We start from the raw sequence: 24,791 nt of genomic DNA on the forward strand, positions 1-24,791 counted from the left end.
GTCAATATGGCTGATTACAAACATCCCCTGCGCGTTGGCGTGGGCGGCCCGGTAGGGTCGGGCAAAACCGCCCTGCTGGAAGCGCTCTGCAAGGCGATGCGCGATACCTATCACCTGGCGGTGGTGACTAACGATATCTACACCAAAGAGGATCAGCGCATCCTGACCGAGGCGGGTGCGCTGGAGCCAGAGCGCATCGTGGGCGTGGAAACGGGCGGCTGTCCGCACACCGCCATCCGCGAAGATGCTTCAATGAACCTGGCGGCGGTGGAAGCACTCAGCGAGAAGTTCGGCAATCTGGATCTGATCTTCGTCGAAAGCGGCGGGGATAACCTGAGCGCGACCTTCAGCCCGGAGCTGGCGGACCTCACCATCTACGTCATCGACGTGGCCGAAGGGGAAAAAATTCCGCGCAAGGGCGGGCCGGGGATCACCAAGTCCGATTTTCTGGTGATCAATAAAACCGACCTCGCGCCGTACGTGGGGGCGTCGCTGGAGGTAATGGAACGCGACACTAACCGCATGCGCGGCGAGCGTCCGTGGACCTTTACCAACCTGAAAGCGGGTGACGGGCTGGCGACGATCATTGCGTTTCTGGAAGAGAAAGGGATGCTGCGGGTGTAGTGCGGGTTATTGCCGGGTGGCGGCTTCGCCTGACCCGGCCTACGGTTTTGTAGGCCCGGTAAGCGCAGCGCCACCGGGCAAAAAAACTCACGCCTCCGGCAGCTCCGCCAGCGACCAGCGCGGACGCACGGACACGCTCAGGTCAGCCGTTGCGCCAGCGTTCAGGCGCACCATCCCGGCGTAGGCGATCATCGCCCCGTTATCGGTACAAAATTCAGGACGCGCGTAGAACACTTCCCCACGACGCTTTTGCATCATCTCTGCAAGCTTCGCGCGCAGCGTACGGTTGGCGCTCACGCCGCCTGCCATCACCAGGCGCTTAAAGCCGGTCTGATCCAGCGCGCGTTTGCATTTGATCATCAGCGTATCCACCACCGCATCTTCGAACGCACGAGCGATGTCGGCACGCGTCTGCTCGCTGTCGTCGTTATTGCGGATGGTGTTCGCCGCGAAGGTTTTCAAACCGGAGAAGCTGAAATCCAGCCCCGGACGATCAGTCATCGGCCGTGGGAAGACAAAGCGCCCTTCCGTGCCCTGTGCGGCCATTTTCGAGAGCATCGGGCCGCCCGGGTAATCCAGCCCCAGCAGCTTGGCGGTTTTGTCGAAGGCTTCACCGGCTGCATCGTCAATTGACTCGCCCAGCAGCTCATACTTGCCAATACCCGTTACGCTGATCAGTTGGGTATGACCACCGGAAACCAGCAGCGCCACAAACGGGAACGCTGGCGGATTGTCTTCCAGCATCGGCGCCAGAAGGTGCCCTTCCATATGGTGAACCGGAATGGCCGGAACATCCCACGCGAAGGCCAGTGAACGCCCTACCGTTGCGCCGACTAGCAGCGCGCCGACCAGGCCCGGTCCTGCGGTATAGGCCACGGCATCAATATCTTTTGCACTCAACCCGGCCTCTTTCAGCGCCGCCTGGATCAGGGGAACCGTTTTACGCACGTGGTCACGAGAGGCCAGTTCAGGCACGACGCCGCCGTAGTCAGCGTGCAATTTCACCTGACTATAGAGTTGGTTGGCCAGAAGCCCTTTTTCGTCGTCGTAAATCGCGATGCCGGTTTCATCGCAGGATGTTTCAATACCCAGTACACGCATGACTTGTTTTACCTCGTTTCAATACCGCGCAGTGTAGAGCCTGGGCGGATTGTTGTAAAACTTTGTTCGCCCCAGGAAGAAGCCTCGTGTATACTCCTCACCCTTATTAAAGTCCCTTTCAAAATCGCATCGGTGCTTTACAAAGCAGCAGCATTTGCAGTAAAATTCCGCACCATTTTGAAATAAGCTGGCGTTGATGCCAGCGGCAAACCGAATTTATTAAAGGTGAGAGTTACATGCCGGTAATTAAAGTACGTGAAAACGAGCCGTTCGACGTAGCACTGCGTCGCTTCAAACGTTCATGCGAGAAAGCAGGTGTTCTGGCTGAAGTTCGTCGTCGTGAGTTTTATGAAAAACCAACGACCGAACGTAAGCGCGCTAAAGCTTCCGCTGTGAAACGTCACGCGAAGAAACTGGCTCGCGAAAACGCACGCCGTACTCGTCTGTACTAATCTGTTGAGGGCCACAGCCCTCAATTGACAGACAGAGTTGTAGTCGTAAGGCCGTGCTTCCGGAAGGAATGCGCGGCTTGTTTTCGTTTATAAGTCGCTTAAATTTTTGGGGCATATGGCCGGAAGAATCCCACGCGTTTTCATCAATGACCTGCTTGCCAGAACCGACATCGTCGATCTCATCGACGCGCGGGTGAAGCTAAAAAAGCAGGGCAAGAACTACCATGCGTGCTGTCCGTTCCATAACGAAAAAACCCCCTCTTTCACCGTAAACGGTGAAAAGCAGTTCTACCATTGCTTCGGCTGTGGCGCACACGGTAATGCCGTCGATTTTTTGATGAACTACGACAAGCTCGAGTTCGTTGAAACCGTCGAAGAGCTGGCGGCGATGCATAACCTTGAAGTGCCGTATGAAGCGGGCAGTGGGCCAAGTCAGATCGAGCGCCATCAGCGGCAAACGCTGTACCAACTGATGGATGGCCTGAATTCGTTTTACCAACAGTCTCTTAAGCACTCTGCGGCTGAGCCTGCGCGTCAGTATCTGAACAAGCGCGGACTGAGTGACGATGTGATTGCGCGTTTCGCTATTGGTTACGCCCCGCCCGGCTGGGACAACGTGTTAAAGCGTTTTGGCGGCAATAGCGAAGATCGTAAATCCCTCATCGACGCAGGCATGCTGGTCACCAACGACCAGGGACGAAGCTACGACCGCTTCCGTGAACGGGTGATGTTCCCGATCCGCGACAAGCGTGGCCGGGTGATAGGTTTTGGTGGTCGCGTGCTGGGTGATGCCCTGCCGAAATACCTTAACTCCCCGGAAACCGATATTTTCCATAAGGGCCGCCAGCTTTACGGTCTTTATGAGGCACAGCAGGATAATGCGGAACCTCCGCGTCTTCTGGTCGTCGAAGGCTATATGGATGTTGTTGCGCTGGCGCAGTACGACATTAACTATGCCGTTGCGTCGCTGGGAACGTCCACCACGGCGGACCATATCCAGCTGCTGTTCCGCGTCACCAACAACGTGATTTGCTGTTACGACGGTGACCGCGCAGGACGCGACGCCGCCTGGCGAGCGCTGGAAACCGCGTTGCCGTATATGACCGACGGGCGTCAGCTACGCTTTATGTTCCTGCCCGACGGTGAAGACCCGGATACGCTGGTGCGTAAAGAGGGCAAAGCGGCGTTTGAAGCGCGGATGGAGCAGGCTCAGCCGCTCTCCACGTTTCTGTTTAACAGCCTGATGCCGCAGGTTGATTTGAGTACCCCTGACGGGCGCGCGCAGCTCAGCACGCTGGCGCTGCCGTTAATCAGCCAGGTGCCCGGCGAAACGCTGCGCATCTATCTGCGTCAGGAGTTAGGCAACAAGCTCGGCATTCTGGATGACAGCCAGCTTGAACGTTTAATGCCGAAACAGGCTGAAAACGGCACGGTACGCCCCGCGCCTCAGCTAAAACGCACAACCATGCGTATACTGATAGGGTTGCTGGTGCAAAACCCCGAACTTGCTCCGCAAGTGCCGTCGCTGGCGGGTTTGAACCACGAAAAATTGCCCGGGCTTGGCTTATTTTCAGAATTGGTCAACACTTGTTTGTCTCAGCCAGGTCTGACCACCGGACAACTTTTAGAGCATTATCGCGGCACAAAAGAGGCCGCTACCCTTGAAAAACTGTCGATGTGGGACGATATAGCAGATAAGGATATCGCAGAAAAAACGTTCACCGACTCACTCAACCATATGTTTGATTCGATGCTTGAGTTGCGCCAGGAAGAGTTGATAGCTCGCGAGCGCACCCATGGCCTAAGCAGCGAAGAACGCCGGGAGCTCTGGATGATTAACCAGGAACTGGCGAAGAAATAAAAAATTTAACGGCTTAAGTGCCGAATATCGATCGGGAAGCCCCCGGCAGCCGCACTGAGAGGCAGCGGCAAAAATATAAGTACGCCCTCGCTTTAAAGGTTGGCAGCCCATCGCCGACACCAATCAAACGAATTAAGTGTGGATACCGTCTTATGGAGCAAAACCCGCAGTCACAGCTGAAACTTCTTGTCCAACGCGGTAAGGAGCAAGGCTATCTGACCTATGCCGAGGTCAATGACCATCTGCCGGAAGATATCGTCGATTCAGATCAGATCGAAGATATCATCCAAATGATCAATGACATGGGCATTCAGGTGATGGAAGAAGCACCGGATGCCGATGATCTGTTGCTGGCTGAAACCTCCAACAACACTGACGAAGATGCGGAAGAAGCTGCTGCACAGGTCCTGTCCAGCGTGGAATCTGAAATCGGGCGTACCACTGACCCGGTCCGCATGTACATGCGCGAAATGGGTACCGTTGAACTGTTGACCCGCGAAGGCGAAATTGACATCGCAAAACGCATCGAAGACGGGATCAACCAGGTTCAGTGCTCTGTTGCCGAATACCCGGAAGCGATCACCTATCTGCTGGAGCAGTACGATCGCGTTGAAGCAGAAGAAGCGCGTCTGTCCGATCTGATCACTGGCTTTGTCGACCCGAACGCTGAAGAAGATATGGCGCCAACCGCCACTCACGTCGGTTCTGAGCTGTCTCAGGAAGAGATGGATGACGACGAAGACGAAGATGAAGAAGAAGACGACGACAGCAGCGATGACGACAACAGCATCGACCCTGAACTGGCGCGTGAGAAATTTGCCGAGCTGCGTACCCAGTACGAAGTGACGCGTGACACCATCAAAGCGAAAGGCCGCAGCCATGCCGCCGCTCAGGAAGAGATCCTGAAGCTGTCTGAAGTGTTCAAACAGTTCCGCCTGGTGCCAAAACAGTTCGACTACCTGGTGAACAGCATGCGCGTGATGATGGATCGCGTACGTACCCAGGAACGTATCATCATGAAGCTGTGCGTTGAACAGTGCAAAATGCCGAAGAAGAACTTCATCACCCTCTTCACCGGCAACGAAACCAGCGAAACCTGGTTCAACGCCGCTATCGCGATGAACAAGCCGTGGTCTGAAAAGCTGCACGACGTGAAAGAAGACGTACAGCGCGGCCTGCAAAAACTGCATCAGATTGAAGAAGAGACCGGCCTGACCATCGAGCAGGTGAAAGACATCAACCGTCGTATGTCCATCGGTGAAGCGAAAGCCCGCCGTGCGAAGAAAGAGATGGTTGAAGCGAACTTACGTCTGGTTATCTCTATCGCCAAGAAATATACCAACCGTGGCCTGCAATTCCTGGATCTGATTCAGGAAGGCAACATCGGTCTGATGAAAGCGGTAGATAAGTTTGAATACCGTCGTGGTTACAAGTTCTCCACCTATGCTACCTGGTGGATCCGTCAGGCGATCACCCGCTCTATCGCAGACCAGGCGCGCACCATCCGTATTCCGGTGCATATGATTGAGACCATCAACAAACTCAACCGTATCTCTCGCCAGATGTTGCAGGAGATGGGCCGCGAGCCGACGCCGGAAGAGCTGGCTGAACGCATGCTGATGCCGGAAGACAAGATCCGTAAAGTGCTGAAAATCGCTAAAGAGCCAATCTCCATGGAAACGCCAATCGGTGATGATGAAGATTCGCATCTGGGTGATTTCATCGAGGATACCACCCTCGAGCTGCCGCTGGACTCTGCCACCACCGAGAGCCTGCGTGCCGCTACGCACGACGTGCTGGCTGGCCTGACCGCCCGTGAAGCCAAAGTGCTGCGTATGCGTTTCGGTATCGACATGAACACCGACCACACGCTGGAAGAAGTGGGTAAACAGTTTGACGTGACCCGCGAACGTATCCGTCAGATCGAAGCGAAGGCGCTGCGTAAACTGCGCCATCCGAGCCGCTCTGAAGTGCTGCGTAGCTTCCTGGACGATTAATCGGTCCTGAAATGAAAAAGCTCCCAATCGGGAGCTTTTTTTTGTTTATTCCCTCTCCCTGTGGGAGAGGGTCAGGGTGAGGGCATCAGGCCGCAGAGGAGCTAAAGCCCCCTCACCACAAGCGCCTCATCAAGTTCCCGATACGCCTCCACCAGCTTGTCCAGCGTCGCCCTGTTCAGCCCGCTGGGGTTCGGCAACACCCAAACCTGCGTTACGCCAATGGTAATGTTCTGCTTACCCCACTTCACACCGCGCTGGCTGAACGCCTGCTCGTAGGCCTGCTTGCCGAGGATCGCCAGCGCCGCGGGCTGATAGTCTTCAATTTTCGCGATCAGCTCACGCCCGCCAGCGCGCAGCTCATGCAGATTCACTTCGCTCGCCTGCACCGTGGGTCGCTCGACCAGCATGGTGATGCCACAGCGCGTATCCAGCAGCTGCTGCTCTTCTTCCGGCTTAAGCTGTTTGTCGGTAAATCCGGCCTGGTGGATCACCTTCCAGAAGCGATTTCCCGGATGAGCAAAGTGAAAACCGGTGTGCGCCGATGACTTGCCCGGATTAATACCGCAGAACACCACCCGCAGGCCAGGGGCCAGAATATCGTTGATCATCTCTACTCCTGTCTATGCATCTTAAGATAAGTATAAAGGATTGATTATGCGTTGTTTATAAAAACAGCAGGCAGGTGTGAATGGCTGGATTGCTGAGGGGAGTTACTTTATAATTCACCGCCACGGCCCCTTAGCTCAGTGGTTAGAGCAGGCGACTCATAATCGCTTGGTCGCTGGTTCAAGTCCAGCAGGGGCCACCAAATTTTAGCTTTAGAATCATCCAGTTAAGCCACTCGATTGAGTGTCTTTTTTGTAAGTAATCCACCACACGTAGCCCGGCCTGCCGCTTCCCCTCACAAACCCTAAAAACTAAAGAAATCCCCCATCGCGCCGATCATCATCCGTGTGTATTATTTCCTGTAGCTTTTACAACAACTAACCTTAACTCAAATACTTAAGCGCCAGAGCGAAAGGCATCATGAGCACACCGATCAAACGGCTAGAAATCATTAAAAATGCCATTGAGCTGGAAGATGACGACATCATCCGGAGCCAGTTGAAACGTCTCAAAGAGGAAGCCTTTGACGATGAACTCCTGTCCATCGTCGCGGCGCTTGAGCAGAAAAACTACACCGCAGCCCTTCGCGCTATCACCACCTGGCTGCAAAGCCAGCGCGCCGTTACCCCGTGGCGTGACCCGCAGCTGGCGGCCAGCAAGCTGGAGCTAAAAGCCCTGGAAGAGCGTCTGCGCGATCTGATTGATCGTCGTAACGCCCGGGTACAGCAGCTTGATGAGTTCAACGATCTCTATTTCTCCCGCCTCGGGCCGCTGATGCAGCAGATCCTCGCCCTGCGTAAAACGCTGGCGGAGCTTAACCTGCGTCGTCAGCAGGCGGAGACGCGTCGTCGGGAAGAGGATTACCGCCGCTGCCAGGGCTATATGGCGCAGGCCGTAGAGGTTCTGACAACGCTCACCCGGCGCTGGCGAGATCTGCCTGCGGATTCCGTTCAGGCGGCAGAGGCGCGCAAGCATCTTCAGCAGCAAAGTAATCTGATTGCCAACCTGCTGGCCGAAGCGATGGAGCTGGAGACCGGTTTAACGCGTGAAGAAGAGCCAGCACGTCAGGCGCGCGATGAGGCCAACGAAGAGTACAAGAAGTATCGCGAACAGCATCATGATGCCGAAGTTCGCCTGCGTAAAGGCAAGGATCTCTCTGAAGAGGATCGGAACGAGCTGAAGCGGCTCTGGCGTCAGGCGAGTAAGCTATGCCACCCGGATCTGGTTGCCGATGATTTAAAAGAAGAAGCCAACAGGATGATGGTGCAACTCAACCAGGCCAAACAGCGCGGCGACGTGAAGGCCATTCGCTTGCTGGTCGCCCGTCTGCAACAAGGGTTTGAACCGATGATGGCGAGCGACAGGCTGAACGACCTGGAACGTATTCGTAAAAAGATGGCGCAGGTGCGTGAGCAAATCGACACCCTGGTGAACGAGCTGGCAGAGCTGGAGAAAGAAGAGTCCTGGCTGCTCGTCTCGTCGCTCAGCAATATGGAAGCCTACTTTGCCCAGCAGGAGAAAGCGCTGAAAGAGGTATGCGCCTCGCTCGAACATCAGGTGAGCGAAGCGCAGCTGGATCCCGCAGCCTGATTATTTGGCGTGCCAGTACGCGCTGGCACGCACCAGCTGTGGGTCAATTGCGTCGGTTTCAAACTGACGGCTCAGGCGTTTTACCACTTTCCCCTCTCCGGTCAGCCAGATAAAGTAATCCTCTTCCGGCACGGCCAGCGCGGCAAGATGGTCGGCCACCGCCTGCTCGTTGTGGCCGATAACCCAGGTGATGTTGAACCCGCTCAGGTGCGCCAGATAGTCCTGGTACGTCGCATCGCCCACGGTGACGATGGCGTGGATCGCCGGGCGAACAGGCAGTTTTGCGATGCTTTCTAAACGGCGGCGCAGCGCGGGCATGCCCGACTCGTCGCACACGTACAGCTGCCAGGCGTAATCTTCCGGCACCACCAGCGAACCACGCGGACCGCCGATGGTCAGCTTGTCGCCCACCTTCGCCTCTGCCGCCCAGTTGCTGGCAATGCCACCATCATGAACGAAGAAATCGAGCGCCAGCTCATGTTTTTCGTCATCGTACAGCGGGGTATAGTCACGCGCTTGCGGACGCACGCCGTCGCCCCAGTCGATGCCTTCATCAGTCACCACAGGCGGCACGAAAGTGGTGCCCGGTGCCGGGAAAAAGACTTTGGTATGGTCGTCAAAGCCGCGAGAGCTAAAGCCCTCCAGCGCCTCGCCGCCTAGCACAATGCGCTGAAATCCTGCACTGACTCGCTCAGTGCGCATCACGTTCAGCTCACGAAAACGCAGGTCATTGCGGACACGTTGAGGGTAACGGGTAGATGCCATGTTGATGCCCTTCTCAGGTGAATACGATATATCGGAATGATTTTTTAATGATAATGATTGCTATTAACTCAGAAATCAAGATCTTTTAGATTGCATCTGAATATATCTTAGATATAGTTTAGATATATCAAATTGAGGAAGAAACATGCGACACGAACACGACGGCGGCGGACGCCGGCCACGATTTTTTGGTCATGGCGATCTGCGGCTGGTGATCCTGGATATCCTGACCCGCAACGCGAGCCATGGTTATGAGCTGATCAAAGAGATCGAGAACCTGACGCAGGGACATTACACGCCAAGCCCTGGCGTGATCTATCCGACGCTGGATTACTTGCAGGATCAGGCGCTTATCACCATTACCGAAGAAGAGAACGGCCGTAAGCGGATTGCGATTAACGCCGCCGGAGAACAGTGGCTGGAAGATAACCGGGAACAGCTGGAGCAGATCCAGACGCGTATCAAGGCGCGCTCCGTCGGTTTCCAGCTGCGCAAAAACCCGCAGATGAAGCGGGCGCTGGATAACTTCAAAGCGGTTCTGGATCTGAAGGTTAATCAGGGAGAGCTCAGCGACGCGCAGTTAAAACAGATTATCGGCGTGATTGACCGCGCGGCACTGGAGATCTCCCAGCTGGATTAAGCCAGCACGCCGTCGCTCACGCGGAACACGCGGACCAGCTCTTTCAGGTGCATGGCCTGTTCGTTAAGGGATGCCGCCGCCGCAACGGACTCCTCCACCAGCGCGGAGTTCTGCTGGGTGGTGGCGTCTATCAGGCCAATCGCGCTGTTGATCTGCGAGATGCCTTCCGTCTGTTCGTGGCTGGCCTGGCGAATCTCACGCAGAATGACGTCCATCTCTTCCACGTTGCCGACCATGCCGTTGATAAGCCCGCTGGCCTTCTCCACAAGGTTCATGCCGTCCTGCGTCTGGCTTGTGGAGCTTTCAATCAGCTGGCGGATCTCACTCGCGGATGTTGCACTTTTCTGCGCGAGCTGACGTACCTCGCCCGCCACCACCGCAAAGCCGCGACCATGCTCACCCGCGCGCGCCGCTTCGACCGCCGCGTTCAGCGCCAGAATATTAGTCTGGAAGGCAATGGCGTCGATCAGGTCGATAATGTCGGACATCCTGTTCGATGTTTCGTTGATCAGGCGCATCTTGCTGGTGACCTGCTTCATCATCTCGCCGTTGTTTTTGACCACGGCAGCCGCATCGGCAGACAGGTTCGTCGCTTCTCCGGTGTGGGACGCGGTGTTCTTCACCGTAGCGGTGATCTGCTCCATCGACGCGGCCGTCTGTTCAACGGAACTGGCCTGCTCCTCCGTGCGGGCAGCCAGATCCTGGTTGCCCGCGACAATCTGCGCGGCGGCGCTGGAGATGTTTTCCGATCCGGTTTGCACCTGCTGCACAATCTCCAGCAGGCGCGTTTTCATCTCCATCAGTGCGGTGAGTAGCAGTCCGGTTTCATCTTTACCGTGCGAGGTAATGCTGCCGGTGAGATCGCCATCGGCAATGGCCTCCGCAAAATTCACCGCGTCGTTCAGCGGGCGGGTAATGGATCGCACAATGAACCAGCCAGTCAGGCTGGCTGCCGCGACGCTAAAAAGCGTAATCAGGATCAGCAGGAGACGATTGGTGCGGAAATCACCTTCCACCTGCTCGCCCGCACTCTGCATTTCATGGTCCTGGATCGCAATCAACGCCTGCACTTTCGCTTTATAGGACTGTTGCAGGTTCAGGGTGTTGGTCATCATTTCGTTTATCGCGCCCGCACGGTCGTTATTCTGCACGGCCTGCAAAATGCGGTAGCGCGAGTCAAGATATTGCTGGCGCACGCCGTGGATATCGGCCAGCACCTGTTGGGATTTTTTATCCTTGAGAGCGTTGTCCAGCTCGCTCAGGATTGCGGCGATGCGCTCGCTGATCGCCTTCAGACGCTGCTCTGATTGCGCCGTGTACGTCCCCTGTTCGTCCAGCAGCATGAGCTGCTGCGTGCTGATAAATTCCTGGAAGTTGTCGATTAACTGGTTCGCTTTTACCGTCGTTGGATAATCGCTGGTAAGGATGGTTTGCATTCCATTGTTTGCCCGATTCAGGCTCATCAGAGACAAGCTTGCGCTGACGACCATCAGGACAATAAATAATCCAAACGCCAGAAATAATTTCGTGCCGATCTTTACGTCATGTATGAACATATTTACCCCATCGATGTGATTATTTCTCAGACGATCGCTGTTATCGACAGAAAAATCTCTAACTTTATGACTTTGATCGTTTTTTTATTTATCACTTTCAATAAATCCGGGGCGTAGCAATTAAAAATCTGGCGCTTTTTTTAGTTAATTAATATTTCATTAACAACATAACGTATTCTGAAAAACAAAAAAGCCGTTTACCCCGGAGGAATAAACGGCTTTATCGAAGCATGCATTTCTTAATGCAGCACGGTAACCGCATCTTCAAGACGTCCGGCCCGGTGCTTAACCATCGCGGAAATCTGCGCGCTCTCTTCGACCAGGTCAGCATTTTTCTGCGTAATGCTGTCCAGTTCTGCCACGGCACGGGTCAGCTCTGTCAGGCCTGTCGCCTGCTCTGAGGTGGCGTGGCTGATCTGCGCGATAAGCTGCGTGACGTTTTTCACCTGCTCGACAATATCATCCATGGTACGTCCCGCGGCGTGGACCTGATCGGCGCCCGACTGCACTTTGCTGGCGCTGGCGTCGATCAGCTTACGAATATCGTTAGCTGCATTCGCGCTGCGGCTGGCAAGATGACGCACTTCGCCCGCCACCACCGCAAAGCCTTTCCCCTGCTCGCCCGCGCGTGCCGCCTCAACCGCGGCGTTCAGCGCCAGAATATTGGTCTGGAAGGCAATGTCATTGATAAGCGAGGTAATAGAGCCAATGCGCTGGGTACTGTCGGCAATGTCATCCATGGTTTTCACCACGGTCTGCATCACGGTGCCCCCCTGCGTGGCCGCGCTGCTGGCGGCCATCGACAGCTTGTCGACTTCGGCTGCGGTCTCAGAGTTACTCTGCACCGACGCCGCCATCTGGTTCATTGTTGCCACGGTCTGCTGCACGTTAGCCACGGTCTGGCGCGTGCGGTCGTTGAGATCTTCATTGCCCTGCGCCAGCCTGTCGCTGCCGTCGCGCACGCTCACCACCTGGCTGGAGACGTCGTTGATCAGCCAGCGGCACATCAGCCCCAGCTGTCCGACGGCCCGCAGCGTCAGCCCCAGTTCATCGCTGCGGTTAAGATGCTGCACGCTGTTACGCTCTCCGGTAGCGACCCTGAGCGCCTGCCGTGCGACGTTTTCCACCGGGCGGACAATCTGTTGTTCAAACACCAGGGTGCCAAGCAGCATCACCACGGCTGCCGCCACCAGCGAAGCCCAGCCCGCGGCACTGGCAACCAGCGTTGCGGCCATCACCGCAAAAAGTACCGCCATTACGCTGCGCACGCGCCAGCGCAGCGGCATCGCCGGTAATTTGCCGAGCCAGCCTTTGCGCACCACCAGCCCTTTATGAATGCGTTTTTTGCTACGTCCTTCGTTGAGCGCCTTATAAAGCGGCTCCACTGCGGCGACCTCGTCCTCGGTGGCGCGGGTACGAATGGACATATAGCCCGTCATCTGGCCGTTACGCACCATCGGTACCGCATTGGCGCGTACCCAATAGTGATCGCCATTTTTACGTCGGTTTTTGACAATCCCGCTCCAGGGTTCGCCCTTTTGCAGCGTGTACCACATGTCGGCAAAAGCCGCTTTCGGCATATCCGGATGGCGCACAATGTTGTGCGGTTGCCCGAGCAGCTCCTGGAGCGTAAAGCCGCTCACTTGCACAAAGGTGTCGTTAGTGTGGGTCATGTAGCTGTGGAGGTCGGTGGTCGACATAAGCGTGGTGTCATCGTCCAGCGGATATTCATTCTGGGTGACATAGTCAGGAGAGGACATAGTGAGCATCCCTTGCAGGTTATTTGAATGTTAATTTTGTGGCTTATGTTTTTTCGGCGATAAAAAATTTATCTTTAGTTGTTAAATATGATTGAGATCGCAAATCTCGGTTAAACCGCACTTTTCGTGCGTTTTTCTAATTAATTGATTTAAAATACTTTCGAGACGAAACTACCTACAAAGCATGATCCCCCGGCGCACACTTAAGGCGCATTTCCTGCCCTGGGGTAGTGCAATTGACGACACCCCATCCCCGGCTCGTTATCCCTTATCCCGTGCGGCGCGCAATGGCATGATTAAATATTGTGCAAATTTGATTTCACCTGGCGTTTATCCCGATTTTTGTTAAGGCATCTGAGGTGGCGTAATCCCTGCAATAATTAACTCAGTATCATGTGATACGCGATCCCCGGGAGCATATTTTGAACAGGTTACCTTCCAGCGCCTCGGCTCTTGCCTGTACCGCGCACGCACTGAATCTCATTGAAAAGCGAACGCTTGATCATGAGGAGATGAAACAACTTAACCGTGAGGTCATTGATTACTTTAAAGAGCATGTGAATCCTGGTTTTCTGGAGTATCGCAAATCTGTTACCGCCGGCGGGGATTACGGAGCCGTAGAGTGGCAAGCGGGCAGTCTGAATACGCTTGTCGACACCCAGGGACAGGAGTTTATCGATTGCCTGGGTGGTTTTGGTATTTTCAACGTGGGGCACCGTAATCCAGTTGTGGTTTCCGCCGTACAGAATCAACTTGCGAAACAACCTCTCCATAGCCAGGAACTGCTCGATCCGCTTCGCGCCATGCTCGCGAAAACGCTGGCAGCCTTAACGCCCGGCAAACTGAAATACAGCTTCTTCAGCAACAGCGGCACCGAATCGGTCGAAGCGGCGATTAAACTCGCCAAAGCGTACCAGTCGCCACGCGGGAAATTTACCTTTATCGCCACCAGCGGCGCGTTCCACGGGAAATCCCTGGGCGCGCTGTCGGCGACCGCTAAATCCACTTTCCGTAAACCGTTTATGCCGCTGCTGCCGGGCTTCCGCCACGTACCGTTCGGCGACATCAACGCCATGCGCACCGTGCTGAGTGAATGCCGTAAAACCGGCGACGACGTGGCGGCGGTGATCCTGGAGCCGATTCAGGGTGAAGGCGGCGTCATCCTCCCGCCGCAGGGCTATCTGCCCGCCGTGCGTCAGCTGTGCGATGAGTTTGGCGCGCTGCTGATCCTCGACGAAGTGCAGACCGGGATGGGGCGCACCGGCAAGATGTTCGCCTGTGAGCATGAGAACGTTCAGCCGGATATTCTGTGCCTGGCAAAAGCGCTCGGCGGCGGCGTGATGCCGATTGGCGCAACGGTCGCCACTGAAGAGGTGTTCTCGGTGCTGTTCGACAATCCATTCCTGCATACCACCACCTTTGGCGGTAACCCGCTGGCCTGCGCGGCCGCGCTGGCGACCATCAACGTGCTGCTGGAGCAAAACCTGCCTGCGCAGGCGGAGCAGAAAGGCGACATGCTGCTGGACGGCTTCCGCCAGCTGGGCCGGGAATACCCGGATCTGGTACAGGATGCGCGCGGGAAAGGGATGCTGATGGCGATTGAGTTCGTTGATAACGAAACCGGTTATAGCTTCGCAAGCGAGATGTTCCGCCAGCGGGTACTGGTGGCGGGAACGCTTAACAACTCGAAAACCATCCGCATTGAACCACCGTTGACGCTCACCATTGAGCAGTGTGAGCAGGTGCTGAAGGCGGCGCGTAAGGCGCTGGCGGCGCTGCGGGTGAGTGTGGAAGAGGCGTAAAAAAAGCCGGGTGGCGCTACGCTTTCCCGGCCTACAACATACTGCATATGCAAGCCCGGTAAGCGTAGCGCCACCGGGCTGCTTTTTATCGGTGAAACTCTGCCACCGTCATGGTGAAGCGAAGCACGGTATCGCTTTCATTGGCATAGCCGTGCGCCGCTTCCGTTTTCGCCACCGCCGACGCCCCGGCAGCTACCTGCGTTACCGTCTCGTCCACCGTCAGGGTTAACATGCCTTCGTTCACGTGCAGCAGCTCAAACGTTCCCGCCGGATGTCCCGGAGAGGTGAACGTTTCTCCCGGATGCATCTCCCACTGCCACAGCTCAATCATATCCGGGCCTGCGGTGCCTGCCAGCAATCTGGCGTAACCGCCCTGTGCGCCCTGCCACAGAACCGGGATCGCCTCTTCCTGAATAATGTGTATCTGCGGCTCGCTGGAGACGTTAACGATATCTGCCACCGAGACGCCAAGCGCGGCGGCCAGTTTACACAGAATGGCAATGCTGGGGTTGGCAGCCCCTTTTTCGATCTCCACCAGCATGCCTTTGCTGACGCTGGCGCGGCGAGAAAGCTCGTCCAGCGACAGTTTTTTCTCTTTCCGCCAGCTGCGGATACGGTTCGCGACGGCCAGGCTTACCTGGGCAACATCGGCACCCGCATCGGTCATTATATTGACTTTATCAGTCATTGGTCACTACCATGGTATAAAACAGTCAATACAGGATTATTTATGTCTCTTGTAACACCGTCAATAGATTCGCGACTTGTCGGGATCGCGCCCGGCTTTCGGGCGCTGAGCATTCTGGTTGAAGCTGCCCCGATTACCCAACCGGAGGTTGCGCCCGCTGCGCTGGCGCAGGCCTGCCAGCAGATGCTCAATGATGATGTGCCCTGGGCAGAAAATCATCTCGCCGCCTGGGATGAGGTGTTTAAAGCCTTTGGTGCAAAACCCAAACGTACGCCCTGCTCGGCCTCGGCCCTGCGCAAGCGCGTGATGAGAGACGGTTCGCTGCCGCCGCTCGACCCGGTGGTGGATATCTATAATGCCATCAGTATCCGCTACGCTATTCCGGTAGGGGGAGAAAATCTGGCGGCTTACTCGGGAGCGCCGCGCCTGACGCTGGCCGACGGCAGTGAGCCGTTTGATACCGTCAAAGAGGGTGAGCCGGTAGTCGAAAATCCGGAGCCAGGCGAAGTTATCTGGCGTGACGATCTTGGCATCACCTGCCGCCGCTGGAACTGGCGACAGGGGATACGCACGCGTCTGGACAGCCAGGCGCAGTCCATGTGGTTTATTCTCGAAAGCCTGCCGTCGATGCCGCTGGCGGCATTACAGGAAGCTGGCGATGAGCTGGTGAGCAATCTGCAAAAGCTGATGCCGGGCGCGACGGCGCGTATTCAGTTGCTGGAGCTGGCGTGAACAACGCCGGGTGGCGCTTCGCTTACCCGGCCTACAAAATCAACACCCCCCGTACCCGTAGGCCCGGTAAGCGCAGCGCCACCAGGCAAAACCGCTACTCCGGCAACAATCCGACAAAGCTGCGTTTTTTGCGCGGCTCCGACATCAGCTCCTCCAGCTTATCCACGCACGCGAGATAGTGCGGGGTTTGCTTATGCGCCAGCACCGCCTCTTCGTCTTTATAGGCTTCGTAGATAAAGAACCGGGTTTTCACCCGCGGGTCCTGCAATACGTCGAAGCGCAGGTTGCCCGGCTCCTTGATCGCCCCCTCGTGGTTGGCGCGAAATACCTCCAGAAACTCGTCTACCCGCTCGGGCTTAATGTTGATCTCCACCAGCGTCACGTTCATTTTGCTTCTCCCTGTTTCTCTTCCTGCCAGAACTGGAACGCCTCCCGGGCGCTCATGTTCTCGTGAACCACTTTCTTCACCGCCTTCAGCATGGCGAGCGGCGCGCTGGACTGGAAGATGTTGCGCCCCATGTCCACGCCGGACGCGCCCTGGTCTATCGCGCGCCAGCACATCTCCAGCGCCTCGTGCTCCGGCAGCTTTTTGCCCCCCGCGATAACGATCGGCACCGGGCAGCTGGCGGTCACTTTTTCAAAGCCCTCGTCCACATAGTAGGTTTTGACGAACTGCGCCCCCATTTCGGCGGCGATGCGGCTTGCCAGCGAAAAATACCGAGCGTCACGCGCCATCTCTTTCCCCACGCCCGTCACCGCCAGCGTCGGCATGCCGTAGCGCGCCCCTGCATCGACCAGCTTGATGATATTGTTGATCGACTGATGCTCAAACTCGCTTCCGATGTACACCTGCGCCGCCACCGCGCAGACGTTCAGGCGCAGCGCGTCTTCCATCGCCACCGCCACGCACTCGTTAGACAGCTCGCCCAGAATCGAGTTACCGCCGGAGGCGCGCAGCACCACCGGTTTGTTCGTCGCGGCAGGTACCTGGCTCCTGAGGATGCCGCGGGTGCACATCAGCACGTCGGTTTCGCCAAACAGCGGCGCGATGGTGAGATCGATACGCTCAAGGCCGGTGGTCGGTCCCTGAAAGTAGCCGTGGTCAAAGGCCAGCATCACCGTGCGGTTGCTCTGCGGGTTGAAAATGCGCGAAAGCCTCGACTGCATGCCCCAGTCCAGCGAGCCGCAGCCCTTCAGGGTGTACGGCACATTCTGCTGCGGCGTACCGATGCCAAAATCCTTGCCGTCTTTGATGTCGTCTAAATCAGCCATTTGCTCCCCCGTCAGAAATCGTATTTGCTGATGTTCTCTTTGGTGAACACCACGCGCTCCGGCAGCAGCACGATGCCGTTGCCCTTCGCCTCATACTGGTAGCCCTGCACGCTGTTCGGCTCGACCTTCAGCGTCCCGATATTTTTCACGTCTACGCTGTCGCCGACGTTAAGATCGCCTTTTTTCAGCAAACGATCGGCGACATTGACCGCAATTTTGCCCTGTTGCACCACGTCCCACAGGCCGAAGGCCTTCACCGTGCCGCGCTCAACGTACGGGCGCATCACATTCGGCGTGCTGAAGCCGACAATCGCCACCCCTTCCCGCTTCAGGTTTTCCGCCGCCTGTGCCGCGGCCGGCAGGGCGTTGGCGTCCGGGGCGATGATCGCATCCAGATCCGGATAGGCCTTTAAGATCCCTTCGGCGGTTTGCAACGATTTGGTGGCGTCGTTATAGCCAAACTGGGTGGTGACGACCTGCCACTGAGGATGATCTTTCTCGATTTTGGCCTTCGCCTCTTTCACCCACTGGTTCTGGTCGGTGACGGTCGGGCTGGAGTAGAAGAACGCCACTTTCGCGTTCGGTTTGGTGACCTGCTTGCCCGCCATCTCCACCAGCAGGCCGCCCAGCTGTTCCGGCGTCCCCTGATTGATGTAGATGCTGCGGCACTCCGGTTTGGTGTCGGAGTCCCAGGTCAGGACCTTGACGCCGCGCTGCATCGCGCGCTTCAGCGCCGGGCAGAGACCGTCCGGTGACACGGCAGAGACGATGATGGCGTTATAGCCCTGGTTGACGAAGTTATTGATGAGCTGCACCTGACCGGAGACGCTCGGCTCGGTCGGGCCGTCGTAGGTCACGTCCACGCCAAGATCTTTCCCCGCCTCTTTCGCGCCGTTGCCGCCGCTGGTGAAGAATCCCACGCCTACCAGTTTCGGGATAAAGGCAATGCGGTCCGCCGCCTGCGCCGAAGCGAAGCTGAGGGCCATTGCCAGGACGAGCAGTTTTGTTTTCATCTTACGCTCCGGATAGTTTTCTGAAGAGAGATCGCACCCATTCGCGGTGCAGACTCAGCGAACGCCCCATTACCACCACAACCAGCAGCGCCCCCGACAGCGCGCTCGACACCTGGTTGGGGATGCCGACCATCTGTAAACCCTGTTGCAGATACCCCACCAGCAGCGCCGCCAGCGCCGTACCGACAACAGAACCTGACCCGCCGTAGATATTGGCTCCGCCGAGCACGGCGGCGGTGAGCGCGGGCATCAGCAAATCGCGCCCCAGATCCGAACGCGCAGAGCCGAAATAGGAGACCATCACCAGCGCGGCAATCGCCGAGGCCACGCCCACCAGGCCGTACAGGGCGTAGGGCATGCCGTTCACCGGCAGCGCCGCATAGCGCGCCGCGCGCGGGTTCTGCCCAATCAAAAACAGGTGCCGACCAAAGCGCCCACGGTGGGTAATCAGCCAGAAGAAGGCGGTAATCACCGCGAACAGCACCAGCGGGATCGGCAGCCCCAGCACCGTGAGGTTAGCGAAGGCGGTAAAGCTGTCCGGGAAGCCGCCGATGCCCTCGTAGCCCGTCGCCCCCGCCATGCCGGAGAGCAGCAGCGCGCCGCCGCCGTAGAGGTAGAGCGTGCCGAGGGTAATGACTAAAGGGCTAATGCCGGTGTAGTGGATCAGCGCCGCATTCACCAGCCCACACAGCAGGCCAAGCAGCAGCGTCAGCGGAACGGCGATCGTCATGGGCCACCCCGCCTGCATCATCACCCCCAGCGCGATGGCGCACAGGCCGATGGTTGAGCCGAGGGAGATGTCGATCCCGCCGCTGATAATCACCAGCGTAAGCGGCAGCGCCACGATGCCAATGCAGATAAAGTCGCTGGTGCTGAACAGCAGCATGTTGATATCAAGCATGCGCGGGTTGATGGCGCCGAAGAGCAGGATCTCCAGCACCAGTAAAATCAGCAGCGCGCTTTCCCAGTTAAGCCTCATTTACGCCACCTCTTTTTTGCGTTTGGGAAACGGGGTAACGTGCTTTCCCCCTTTGTTACCGGGCTGGAAACGGCTGTATTTCAGCGCCCGCTGATGCCGCGCCAGTGCCTGACGCAGACGCCCGTCGAGCACCAGCACGCCCAGCAGCACCAGCCCGGCGATAAAGTCGTTCCACCACGCCGGGAGCCTGAACAGCACCAGCACGGTATCGATTTGGGTGAGGAAGAACGCGCCGAGGAACGCACCGACCAGCGTGCCGGTGCCGCCCAGCAGCGAGATGCCCCCCAGCACGCAGGCAGCGATGGCTTTCATCTCCAGCCCGCTGCCGGTCTGGTTGGGCACGAAGCCTATCTGCGCGGCAAAGATGATCCCGGCGCAGGCCGCCAGCAGGCCGTTCAGGGTAAAGGCGATCATGCGGGTGCGGTTCACCGCCACGCCCAGCTGGCGCGCGGCGGTGAGGTTATCCCCCACGGCGTAAAAATTACGTCCAAAGGCGGTGCGCGACAGCGTCCACGCGCCGGTGGCCGCGATAATCAACACCAGCATGCCGAGCGGCGAAATACCGACGGCGGCAGGCTCAGAGAGGGATTTCAGCCCCGGCGGCAGCCCTTCAATCCACTTCCCGCCGGTCCACAGCAGCATCGCCCCGCGATAAAGCCCCAGCGTGCCGAGGGTGGCGACAATCGCCGGAATGCGCAGGCCCACCACCAGAAAACCGTTGAACGCCCCGGCCAGCGCGCCGATCGACAGCGCGAAGAGAATGGAAACGGGCAGGCTGTAGCCGCTGTTAAGCGCCACGCCGACGGCAATGGCGGACAACCCGACCGTGGAGCCGACGGAGACGTCAATATTGCGGGTCAGCATCACCAGCGCCGCGCCGATCGCCAGCAGGATCAGGATCTGCGCGCTGGCGAAGATCATCCCCAGCGTCTGTAAGCTCAGGTACGACGGGTTCAGCGCCACCAGCACGGCGAACAGCGCCAGAATGGCGAGAAACGCGCTCAGCTCGCGGTTTTTCAGTAAGATCTTCATGATTGCCCTCCAAACGCCAGCGCCATCATCCGGTCGAGGCTGACGGCGTGGCGCGGCAGCTCGCCGCTGAGCACGCCCTGATGCATTACCAGCACCCGATCCGCGAGGCCGGGAAACTCATCGAGATCGCTTGAGATCATCAGCACCGCCACGTTCTGCGCCGCCACGCTTTTCAGCAGCTGATAAATATCGGCGCGCGCCGAGACGTCCACGCCGCGCGTCGGTTCATCGACGATCAGCAGCAGCGGGTTGGCCTCCAGACAGCGCGCCAGCAGCACCTTCTGCTGGTTGCCGCCGGAGAGCGTGCGCACGGTTTGATCCGCATGGTTGAGCTTGATCCCCAGCGCCCGGTGATAGCGCTCCACCACCGCGGACTCTCTTTTCCGCTGCTGCCAGAGCGACGGCTCGTTCAGCGCCACGGTGTTCCAGCGGATCGGCGCGTCGAGGAACAGGCCGGACACCTGCCTGTCTTCCGGCAGATAGACCAGCCCTTTTTGCAGGCGTGAACTGACCGGATCGGTGGTGATCTCCTGGTTCTCCAGCCAGACGCGCCCCCCGCGCACAGGCCGCAGGCCATAGAGCGTTTCGGCAAACTCGGTGCGCCCGGAGCCTACCAACCCGGCCAGGCCGACGATCTCCCCGGCGTAAATCTCAAGGCTGAGATCGATAAACCCTTCCCCGGTAAGATCCTCCACCCGCAGCACCGGAAAGTCCTGCGGCTGGGTGCGACGGTTGCCCGGCAGCGCCAGCCACAGCTTTTGCGTATCGCTGAGGGATTTCTCGCGGCTTACCGGCGTCATGGCGGCGATCAGGGCGTTATCGTCAAACTGCGCGGTTTCGCCGCTGAGCACCACGGCGCCGTCGCGCATCACCGAGACGTGACTCGCCAGCTGCCGAATCTCCGGCAGCTTATGCGAGATAAAAACAATCCCGACGCCAAGATCCTGCAAGGCGCGGATCTGGCGAAACAGCCGTTCGGTTTCACCGGGCGTTAGCGAGGCCGTGGGTTCATCGAGGATCAGAATTCTGGCGTTGCGCATCAGCCCGCGCAGGATCTCCACCATCTGCTGGTCAGCCACCTCGAGGGTGCTGGCGGTGGCGTCGAGGTTAAGCTGGCATTGCAATTGCCGGAGTTTTTCCGCCAGACGTTTTTCCCGATCGCGCTCTCGCGGCAGACGAAACAGGATGTTTTCCCGCACCGTCAGGTTGGGAAACAGCAGCGGCTCCTGCGGCACCAGATAAATGCCTAACCTGTGCGCCTGAGCCGGGGTAAGCCGTGTAAAAGACTCACCCGCCACCGAAAGTTCACCGCTATCCGGGGTTTCTACCCCGGCGATGATCTTCATCAGCGTCGATTTTCCCGCGCCGTTACCGCCCATCAGCGCATGCACCTGCCCCGCAAGCAGCGTGAAATCAATGCCTTTTAAGACCGGTACGCCTGAAAACTGCTTGCTGATATCACGCGCGTCGAGAAGTGGTGTCATCATCGCTCCGCTATTGAACAAATGATTTTTAGATTTAATAATGTTCAAAAGCGTAGACGGTGAACTATATTTACAACCGTGCAGGGATCACAATTTTATCGATTGAGATTTAGATAAACCGGAATCGATCGAAATGATCTGTTTTGTCGCGTGGCTCACATTTTCACGTCGCGCCATCACGAACATATGATCTAAATTTTTATAAGAGTTCAATTATGAGCGATAAACGCACTGCGGAAGAAGGACGGTTTGCCGGGCTGGCACTGGCGGAAGAGGAGCTGGTGGCGCGCGTGGCCTGGTGCTACTACCACGACGGGCTGACCCAGAACGACATCGGCGAACGGCTCGGGCTGCCGCGATTAAAAATCTCCCGCCTGCTGGAGAAAGGCCGTCAGTCCGGGGTGATCCGCGTGCAGATCAACTCCCGCTACGAGGGCTGCCTGGCGCTGGAAACCGAGCTACAGCAGCGCTTTGGCCTGAAGCTGGTGCGCGTGATGCCTGCCCTGAATACCCCGCCGATGAACGTGCGGCTGGGCATTGGCGCGGCGCAGTCGCTGATGGGCGTGCTGGAGCCCGGCCAGCTGTTAGCGGTGGGGTTCGGAGAAACCACCATGAGCAGTCTGCAACACTTAAGCGGCTTTATCAGCTCGCAGCAGATCCGCCTGGTGACGCTCTCCGGCGGCGTCGGGCCGTATATGACCGGTATCGGCCAGCTGGATGCAGCCTGTAGCGTCAGCATGATCCCCGCCCCGCTTCGCGTGTCATCCGCTGAAGTCGCCGGGATCTTAAAGCGCGAAACCAGCGTGCGGGACGTGATCCTCGCCGCCACCGCGGCTGACGTGGCGGTGGTCGGGATTGGCTCGGTAAACCAGCGCCGCGACGCAACGATCCTGCGCTCCGGCTATATCAGCGAAGGTGAACAGCTGATGTACGCCCGTAAAGGCGCGGTGGGCGATATCCTCGGCTATTTCCTCAATGCCGAAGGGGAATGCGTCGAGGAGCTGGAGATCCACAAAGAATTACTGGGCGTCACGCTCGATGAACTGGCGCAGCTGCCCACCATCGTCGGCGTGGCCGGAGGGGAAGAGAAAGCCGATGCGATTTATGCCGCACTGAAAGGTCGCCGTATTAATGGCCTGGTGACGGAAGAGACGACAGCCCGCGCGGTGCTGGCTCTGGCCGGATAAGAGCAGCCCTGCGCTAACAGCGAGGCAAGCTCATGAGTTACCTTTTAGCGTTAGATGCAGGGACAGGCAGCGTTCGCGCCGTGATTTTCGATTTACAGGGCAACCAGATTGCCGTTGGCCAGGCCGAGTGGAAGCACCTGAGCGTGGAGAACGTGCCGGGCTCGATGGAGTTCGACCTCGACACCAACTGGCGGCTGGCCTGCCGGTGTATTCAGCAGGCGCTGGAGCGCGCACGGCTTAGCGCGGCGGATATTCAGTCCGTCGCCTGCTGCTCGATGCGCGAAGGGATTGTGCTGTACGACCGCAACGGCGAGGCTATCTGGGCCTGCGCCAACGTCGACGCCCGCGCCAGCCGCGAGGTGGCTGAACTCAAAGAGATCCACGATTACCGTTTTGAATCCGAAGTGTATGAGGTCTCCGGCCAGACGCTGGCGCTGAGCGCCATGCCGCGCCTGCTGTGGCTGGCGCACCACCGTCCGGATATTTACCGCAAGGCTGCGACTATCACCATGATCAGCGACTGGCTGGCGGCGAAGCTCTCCGGCGAGCTGGCGGTCGACCCGTCCAATGCGGGCACCACCGGTATGCTGGATCTCTTCTCCCGCGACTGGCGTCCGGCGCTGCTCGACATGGCCGGGCTGCGCGCCGATATCCTTTCCCCGGTGAAAGAGACCGGCACCGTGCTGGGCGCGATAACCAGACAGGCCGCGCAGCAGTGCGGCCTGCGTGAAGGCACGCCGGTGGTGATGGGCGGCGGCGACGTGCAGCTGGGCTGTCTGGGGCTGGGCGTGGTCCGCGCCGGACAAACGGCGGTGCTGGGCGGCACCTTCTGGCAGCAGGTGGTTAACCTGCCGCAGGTGCGCACCGATCCTGAGATGAACATCCGCGTAAACCCGCACGTCATCCCCGGCATGGCACAGGCGGAGTCGATCAGCTTCTTTACCGGGCTAACCATGCGCTGGTTCCGCGACGCCTTTTGCGCCGAGGAAAAGCTGATTGCCGAGCGGATGGGGATGGACACCTATTCCCTGCTGGAAGAGATGGCGAGCCGCGTCCCGGCGGGCTCCCACGGCGTGATGCCAATCTTCTCCGACGCGATGCATTTTAAGCAGTGGTATCACGCCGCGCCGTCGTTTATTAACCTCTCCATCGACCCGGAAAAGTGCAACAAAGCGACGCTGTTCCGCGCTCTGGAGGAGAACGCGGCGATCGTCTCGGCCTGCAACCTGGCGCAGATTTCGCGCTTCTCCGGCGTGACGTTTGAGAGTCTGGTGTTTGCGGGCGGCGGGGCCAAAGGCGCCCTGTGGAGTCAGATTTTAAGCGACGTTACCGGCCTGCCGGTGCGCGTGCCGGAAGTTAAAGAGGCAACGGCGCTCGGCTGTGCCATTGCCGCAGGAGCTGGCGCGGGGCTGTTTGCGGATATGGCTTCGACGGGCGAGCGGCTGGTGAAGTGGAGCCGCGAGTTCACGCCAAACCCGCAGCACCGGGAACTGTACGACGGCATGATGCAGAAATGGCAGGCGGTGTACGCCGACCAGCTCGGGCTGGTGGACAGCGGGCTGACCACGTCGATGTGGCAGGCACCGGGGCTGGTGCGGGCATCCCCCTCACCCCGGCCCTCTCCCTAAGGGAGAGGGCATCAGGCCACAC

At 58.1% G+C, this 24,791-nt stretch carries 21 protein-coding genes, 1 tRNA gene and 1 pseudogene; 11 read left to right on the top strand and 12 right to left on the bottom strand.

The features are described from left to right. The first annotated feature begins 6 nt into the window (after nucleotides 1–6). The gene (ureG, locus tag RY075_RS19965; protein ID WP_014071813.1) at nucleotides 7–624 is read left to right on the top strand and encodes an urease accessory protein UreG; all 618 of its coding nucleotides are present in this window, start codon (nucleotides 7–9) and stop codon (nucleotides 622–624) included. Between the two features lie 87 nt (nucleotides 625–711). Here ureG and tsaD read toward each other — a convergent pair whose 3' ends face one another. Beyond that, on the bottom strand, nucleotides 712–1,725 hold the full coding sequence (gene tsaD / locus RY075_RS19970; protein ID WP_109949027.1) for a tRNA (adenosine(37)-N6)-threonylcarbamoyltransferase complex transferase subunit TsaD: 1,014 nt from the start codon (nucleotides 1,723–1,725) through the stop codon (nucleotides 712–714). 236 nt (nucleotides 1,726–1,961) lie between these two features. Here tsaD and rpsU point away from each other — a divergent pair, with 236 nt between their 5' ends. The 3 genes and pseudogenes from rpsU to rpoD all read left to right on the top strand — a co-directional run bounded on the left by rpsU (nucleotide 1,962) and on the right by rpoD (nucleotide 6,035). Further along, a complete protein-coding gene (gene rpsU / locus RY075_RS19975; RefSeq protein WP_001144069.1) occupies nucleotides 1,962–2,177 on the top strand; it encodes a 30S ribosomal protein S21 in 216 nt (71 codons plus the stop codon). Nucleotides 2,178–2,292: 115 nt separating this feature from the next. Continuing rightward, nucleotides 2,293–4,096, top strand: a pseudogene (gene dnaG, locus RY075_RS19980) (DNA primase). A 94-nt stretch (nucleotides 4,097–4,190) separates the two neighbouring features. Next, entirely contained in the window at nucleotides 4,191–6,035 is a 1,845-nt protein-coding gene (gene rpoD, locus RY075_RS19985) for an RNA polymerase sigma factor RpoD (RefSeq protein ID WP_006812010.1), read from the top strand. 101 nt (nucleotides 6,036–6,136) lie between these two features. Here the strand turns inward: rpoD and mug are convergent, their stop codons facing one another. Further along, on the bottom strand, nucleotides 6,137–6,643 hold the full coding sequence (gene mug / locus RY075_RS19990; RefSeq protein WP_032607936.1) for a G/U mismatch-specific DNA glycosylase: 507 nt from the start codon (nucleotides 6,641–6,643) through the stop codon (nucleotides 6,137–6,139). Nucleotides 6,644–6,767: 124 nt separating this feature from the next. Here mug and RY075_RS19995 point away from each other — a divergent pair. Together RY075_RS19995 and RY075_RS20000 are read left to right on the top strand one after the other, a co-directional pair. Continuing rightward, nucleotides 6,768–6,843 (top strand) — tRNA-Ile (locus tag RY075_RS19995). A gap of 218 nt (nucleotides 6,844–7,061) precedes the next feature. Then, the gene (locus RY075_RS20000; RefSeq protein WP_109949028.1) at nucleotides 7,062–8,231 is read left to right on the top strand and encodes a DNA repair protein; all 1,170 of its coding nucleotides are present in this window, start codon (nucleotides 7,062–7,064) and stop codon (nucleotides 8,229–8,231) included. Here the strand turns inward: RY075_RS20000 and RY075_RS20005 are convergent, their stop codons facing one another. Further along, the gene (locus tag RY075_RS20005; protein WP_058674788.1) at nucleotides 8,232–8,996 is read right to left on the bottom strand and encodes a siderophore-interacting protein; all 765 of its coding nucleotides are present in this window, start codon (nucleotides 8,994–8,996) and stop codon (nucleotides 8,232–8,234) included. Between the two features lie 145 nt (nucleotides 8,997–9,141). Here RY075_RS20005 and RY075_RS20010 point away from each other — a divergent pair, with 145 nt between their 5' ends. Then, the gene (locus RY075_RS20010) at nucleotides 9,142–9,636 is read left to right on the top strand and encodes a PadR family transcriptional regulator (protein WP_003862595.1); all 495 of its coding nucleotides are present in this window, start codon (nucleotides 9,142–9,144) and stop codon (nucleotides 9,634–9,636) included. Here RY075_RS20010 and RY075_RS20015 read toward each other — a convergent pair. Both RY075_RS20015 and RY075_RS20020 read right to left on the bottom strand, forming a co-directional pair. Further along, nucleotides 9,633–11,192: a methyl-accepting chemotaxis protein gene (locus tag RY075_RS20015; protein ID WP_022651882.1), complete on the bottom strand. Its 1,560-nt coding sequence runs from the start codon at nucleotides 11,190–11,192 to the stop codon at nucleotides 9,633–9,635. The two genes, RY075_RS20010 and RY075_RS20015, sit on opposite strands and share 4 nt — an antisense overlap. 239 nt (nucleotides 11,193–11,431) lie before the next feature. Then, on the bottom strand, nucleotides 11,432–12,952 hold the full coding sequence (locus tag RY075_RS20020; RefSeq protein ID WP_058652650.1) for a PAS domain-containing methyl-accepting chemotaxis protein: 1,521 nt from the start codon (nucleotides 12,950–12,952) through the stop codon (nucleotides 11,432–11,434). 422 nt (nucleotides 12,953–13,374) lie between these two features. Here RY075_RS20020 and ygjG point away from each other — a divergent pair, with 422 nt between their 5' ends. After that, a complete protein-coding gene (gene ygjG, locus RY075_RS20025; protein WP_032660397.1) occupies nucleotides 13,375–14,754 on the top strand; it encodes a putrescine aminotransferase in 1,380 nt (459 codons plus the stop codon). 85 nt (nucleotides 14,755–14,839) lie between these two features. On the opposite strand, the gene RY075_RS20030 is transcribed toward ygjG, so the two are convergent. Beyond that, the gene (locus RY075_RS20030; RefSeq protein WP_023314879.1) at nucleotides 14,840–15,442 is read right to left on the bottom strand and encodes a helix-turn-helix transcriptional regulator; all 603 of its coding nucleotides are present in this window, start codon (nucleotides 15,440–15,442) and stop codon (nucleotides 14,840–14,842) included. 42 nt (nucleotides 15,443–15,484) lie between these two features. On the opposite strand from RY075_RS20030, the gene RY075_RS20035 reads away from it, so the two are divergent. Continuing rightward, nucleotides 15,485–16,174 carry a B3/4 domain-containing protein gene (locus RY075_RS20035; RefSeq protein ID WP_003862604.1) on the top strand — a complete coding sequence of 230 codons (690 nt, stop codon included), beginning with the start codon at nucleotides 15,485–15,487 and terminating at the stop codon, nucleotides 16,172–16,174. 94 nt (nucleotides 16,175–16,268) lie between these two features. On the opposite strand, the gene lsrG is transcribed toward RY075_RS20035, so the two are convergent. Genes lsrG through lsrA form a run of 6 tightly spaced genes read right to left on the bottom strand, consistent with a single transcriptional unit; the run spans nucleotide 16,269 to nucleotide 21,954 of the window. Continuing rightward, the gene (gene lsrG / locus RY075_RS20040) at nucleotides 16,269–16,562 is read right to left on the bottom strand and encodes a (4S)-4-hydroxy-5-phosphonooxypentane-2,3-dione isomerase (RefSeq protein WP_003862606.1); all 294 of its coding nucleotides are present in this window, start codon (nucleotides 16,560–16,562) and stop codon (nucleotides 16,269–16,271) included. Next, entirely contained in the window at nucleotides 16,559–17,446 is an 888-nt protein-coding gene (gene lsrF / locus RY075_RS20045) for a 3-hydroxy-5-phosphonooxypentane-2,4-dione thiolase (protein ID WP_023314882.1), read from the bottom strand. Before lsrF ends, lsrG begins: the two co-directional genes overlap by 4 nt. Before the next feature lie 11 nt (nucleotides 17,447–17,457). Next, nucleotides 17,458–18,459: an autoinducer 2 ABC transporter substrate-binding protein LsrB gene (lsrB, locus tag RY075_RS20050; protein ID WP_003862610.1), complete on the bottom strand. Its 1,002-nt coding sequence runs from the start codon at nucleotides 18,457–18,459 to the stop codon at nucleotides 17,458–17,460. Between the two features lies 1 nt (nucleotide 18,460). After that, nucleotides 18,461–19,438 (bottom strand): autoinducer 2 ABC transporter permease LsrD, encoded by a 978-nt coding sequence (lsrD, locus tag RY075_RS20055; protein WP_045345576.1) that lies wholly within the window; start codon nucleotides 19,436–19,438, stop codon nucleotides 18,461–18,463. Then, nucleotides 19,439–20,470, bottom strand: a complete 1,032-nt coding sequence (gene lsrC / locus RY075_RS20060) for an autoinducer 2 ABC transporter permease LsrC (RefSeq protein WP_063401878.1) — start codon at nucleotides 20,468–20,470, stop codon at nucleotides 19,439–19,441. It abuts the gene before it with no gap. After that, a complete protein-coding gene (gene lsrA, locus RY075_RS20065; protein WP_232962720.1) occupies nucleotides 20,467–21,954 on the bottom strand; it encodes an autoinducer 2 ABC transporter ATP-binding protein LsrA in 1,488 nt (495 codons plus the stop codon). Before lsrA ends, lsrC begins: the two co-directional genes overlap by 4 nt. 215 nt (nucleotides 21,955–22,169) lie before the next feature. Between lsrA and lsrR the strand changes: the two genes are divergently transcribed. Beyond that, nucleotides 22,170–23,141 carry a transcriptional regulator LsrR gene (gene lsrR / locus RY075_RS20070; RefSeq protein WP_023295481.1) on the top strand — a complete coding sequence of 324 codons (972 nt, stop codon included), beginning with the start codon at nucleotides 22,170–22,172 and terminating at the stop codon, nucleotides 23,139–23,141. Nucleotides 23,142–23,173: 32 nt separating this feature from the next. Further along, nucleotides 23,174–24,769: an autoinducer-2 kinase gene (gene lsrK, locus RY075_RS20075; protein ID WP_214581722.1), complete on the top strand. Its 1,596-nt coding sequence runs from the start codon at nucleotides 23,174–23,176 to the stop codon at nucleotides 24,767–24,769. Nucleotides 24,770–24,791: the final 22 nt, after the last annotated feature.

This window comes from Enterobacter sp. JJBC, assembly GCF_036936505.1.
Lineage (GTDB): Bacteria > Pseudomonadota > Gammaproteobacteria > Enterobacterales > Enterobacteriaceae > Enterobacter > Enterobacter hormaechei_C.

What these genes read in the sequence shown, in the direction of transcription:
- ureG (WP_014071813.1), top strand. Translation starts at nt 7, where the DNA reads ATGGCTGATTACAAACATCCCCTGCGCGTTGGCGTGGGCGGCCCGGTA.
- tsaD (WP_109949027.1), bottom strand. Translation starts at nt 1,725, where the DNA reads ATGCGTGTACTGGGTATTGAAACATCCTGCGATGAAACCGGCATCGCG.
- rpsU (WP_001144069.1), top strand. Translation starts at nt 1,962, where the DNA reads ATGCCGGTAATTAAAGTACGTGAAAACGAGCCGTTCGACGTAGCACTG.
- rpoD (WP_006812010.1), top strand. Translation starts at nt 4,191, where the DNA reads ATGGAGCAAAACCCGCAGTCACAGCTGAAACTTCTTGTCCAACGCGGT.
- mug (WP_032607936.1), bottom strand. Translation starts at nt 6,643, where the DNA reads ATGATCAACGATATTCTGGCCCCTGGCCTGCGGGTGGTGTTCTGCGGT.
- RY075_RS20000 (WP_109949028.1), top strand. Translation starts at nt 7,062, where the DNA reads ATGAGCACACCGATCAAACGGCTAGAAATCATTAAAAATGCCATTGAG.
- RY075_RS20005 (WP_058674788.1), bottom strand. Translation starts at nt 8,996, where the DNA reads ATGGCATCTACCCGTTACCCTCAACGTGTCCGCAATGACCTGCGTTTT.
- RY075_RS20010 (WP_003862595.1), top strand. Translation starts at nt 9,142, where the DNA reads ATGCGACACGAACACGACGGCGGCGGACGCCGGCCACGATTTTTTGGT.
- RY075_RS20015 (WP_022651882.1), bottom strand. Translation starts at nt 11,192, where the DNA reads ATGTTCATACATGACGTAAAGATCGGCACGAAATTATTTCTGGCGTTT.
- RY075_RS20020 (WP_058652650.1), bottom strand. Translation starts at nt 12,952, where the DNA reads ATGTCCTCTCCTGACTATGTCACCCAGAATGAATATCCGCTGGACGAT.
- RY075_RS20030 (WP_023314879.1), bottom strand. Translation starts at nt 15,442, where the DNA reads ATGACTGATAAAGTCAATATAATGACCGATGCGGGTGCCGATGTTGCC.
- RY075_RS20035 (WP_003862604.1), top strand. Translation starts at nt 15,485, where the DNA reads ATGTCTCTTGTAACACCGTCAATAGATTCGCGACTTGTCGGGATCGCG.
- lsrG (WP_003862606.1), bottom strand. Translation starts at nt 16,562, where the DNA reads ATGAACGTGACGCTGGTGGAGATCAACATTAAGCCCGAGCGGGTAGAC.
- lsrF (WP_023314882.1), bottom strand. Translation starts at nt 17,446, where the DNA reads ATGGCTGATTTAGACGACATCAAAGACGGCAAGGATTTTGGCATCGGT.
- lsrB (WP_003862610.1), bottom strand. Translation starts at nt 18,459, where the DNA reads ATGAAAACAAAACTGCTCGTCCTGGCAATGGCCCTCAGCTTCGCTTCG.
- lsrD (WP_045345576.1), bottom strand. Translation starts at nt 19,438, where the DNA reads ATGAGGCTTAACTGGGAAAGCGCGCTGCTGATTTTACTGGTGCTGGAG.
- lsrC (WP_063401878.1), bottom strand. Translation starts at nt 20,470, where the DNA reads ATGAAGATCTTACTGAAAAACCGCGAGCTGAGCGCGTTTCTCGCCATT.
- lsrA (WP_232962720.1), bottom strand. Translation starts at nt 21,954, where the DNA reads ATGACACCACTTCTCGACGCGCGTGATATCAGCAAGCAGTTTTCAGGC.
- lsrR (WP_023295481.1), top strand. Translation starts at nt 22,170, where the DNA reads ATGAGCGATAAACGCACTGCGGAAGAAGGACGGTTTGCCGGGCTGGCA.
- lsrK (WP_214581722.1), top strand. Translation starts at nt 23,174, where the DNA reads ATGAGTTACCTTTTAGCGTTAGATGCAGGGACAGGCAGCGTTCGCGCC.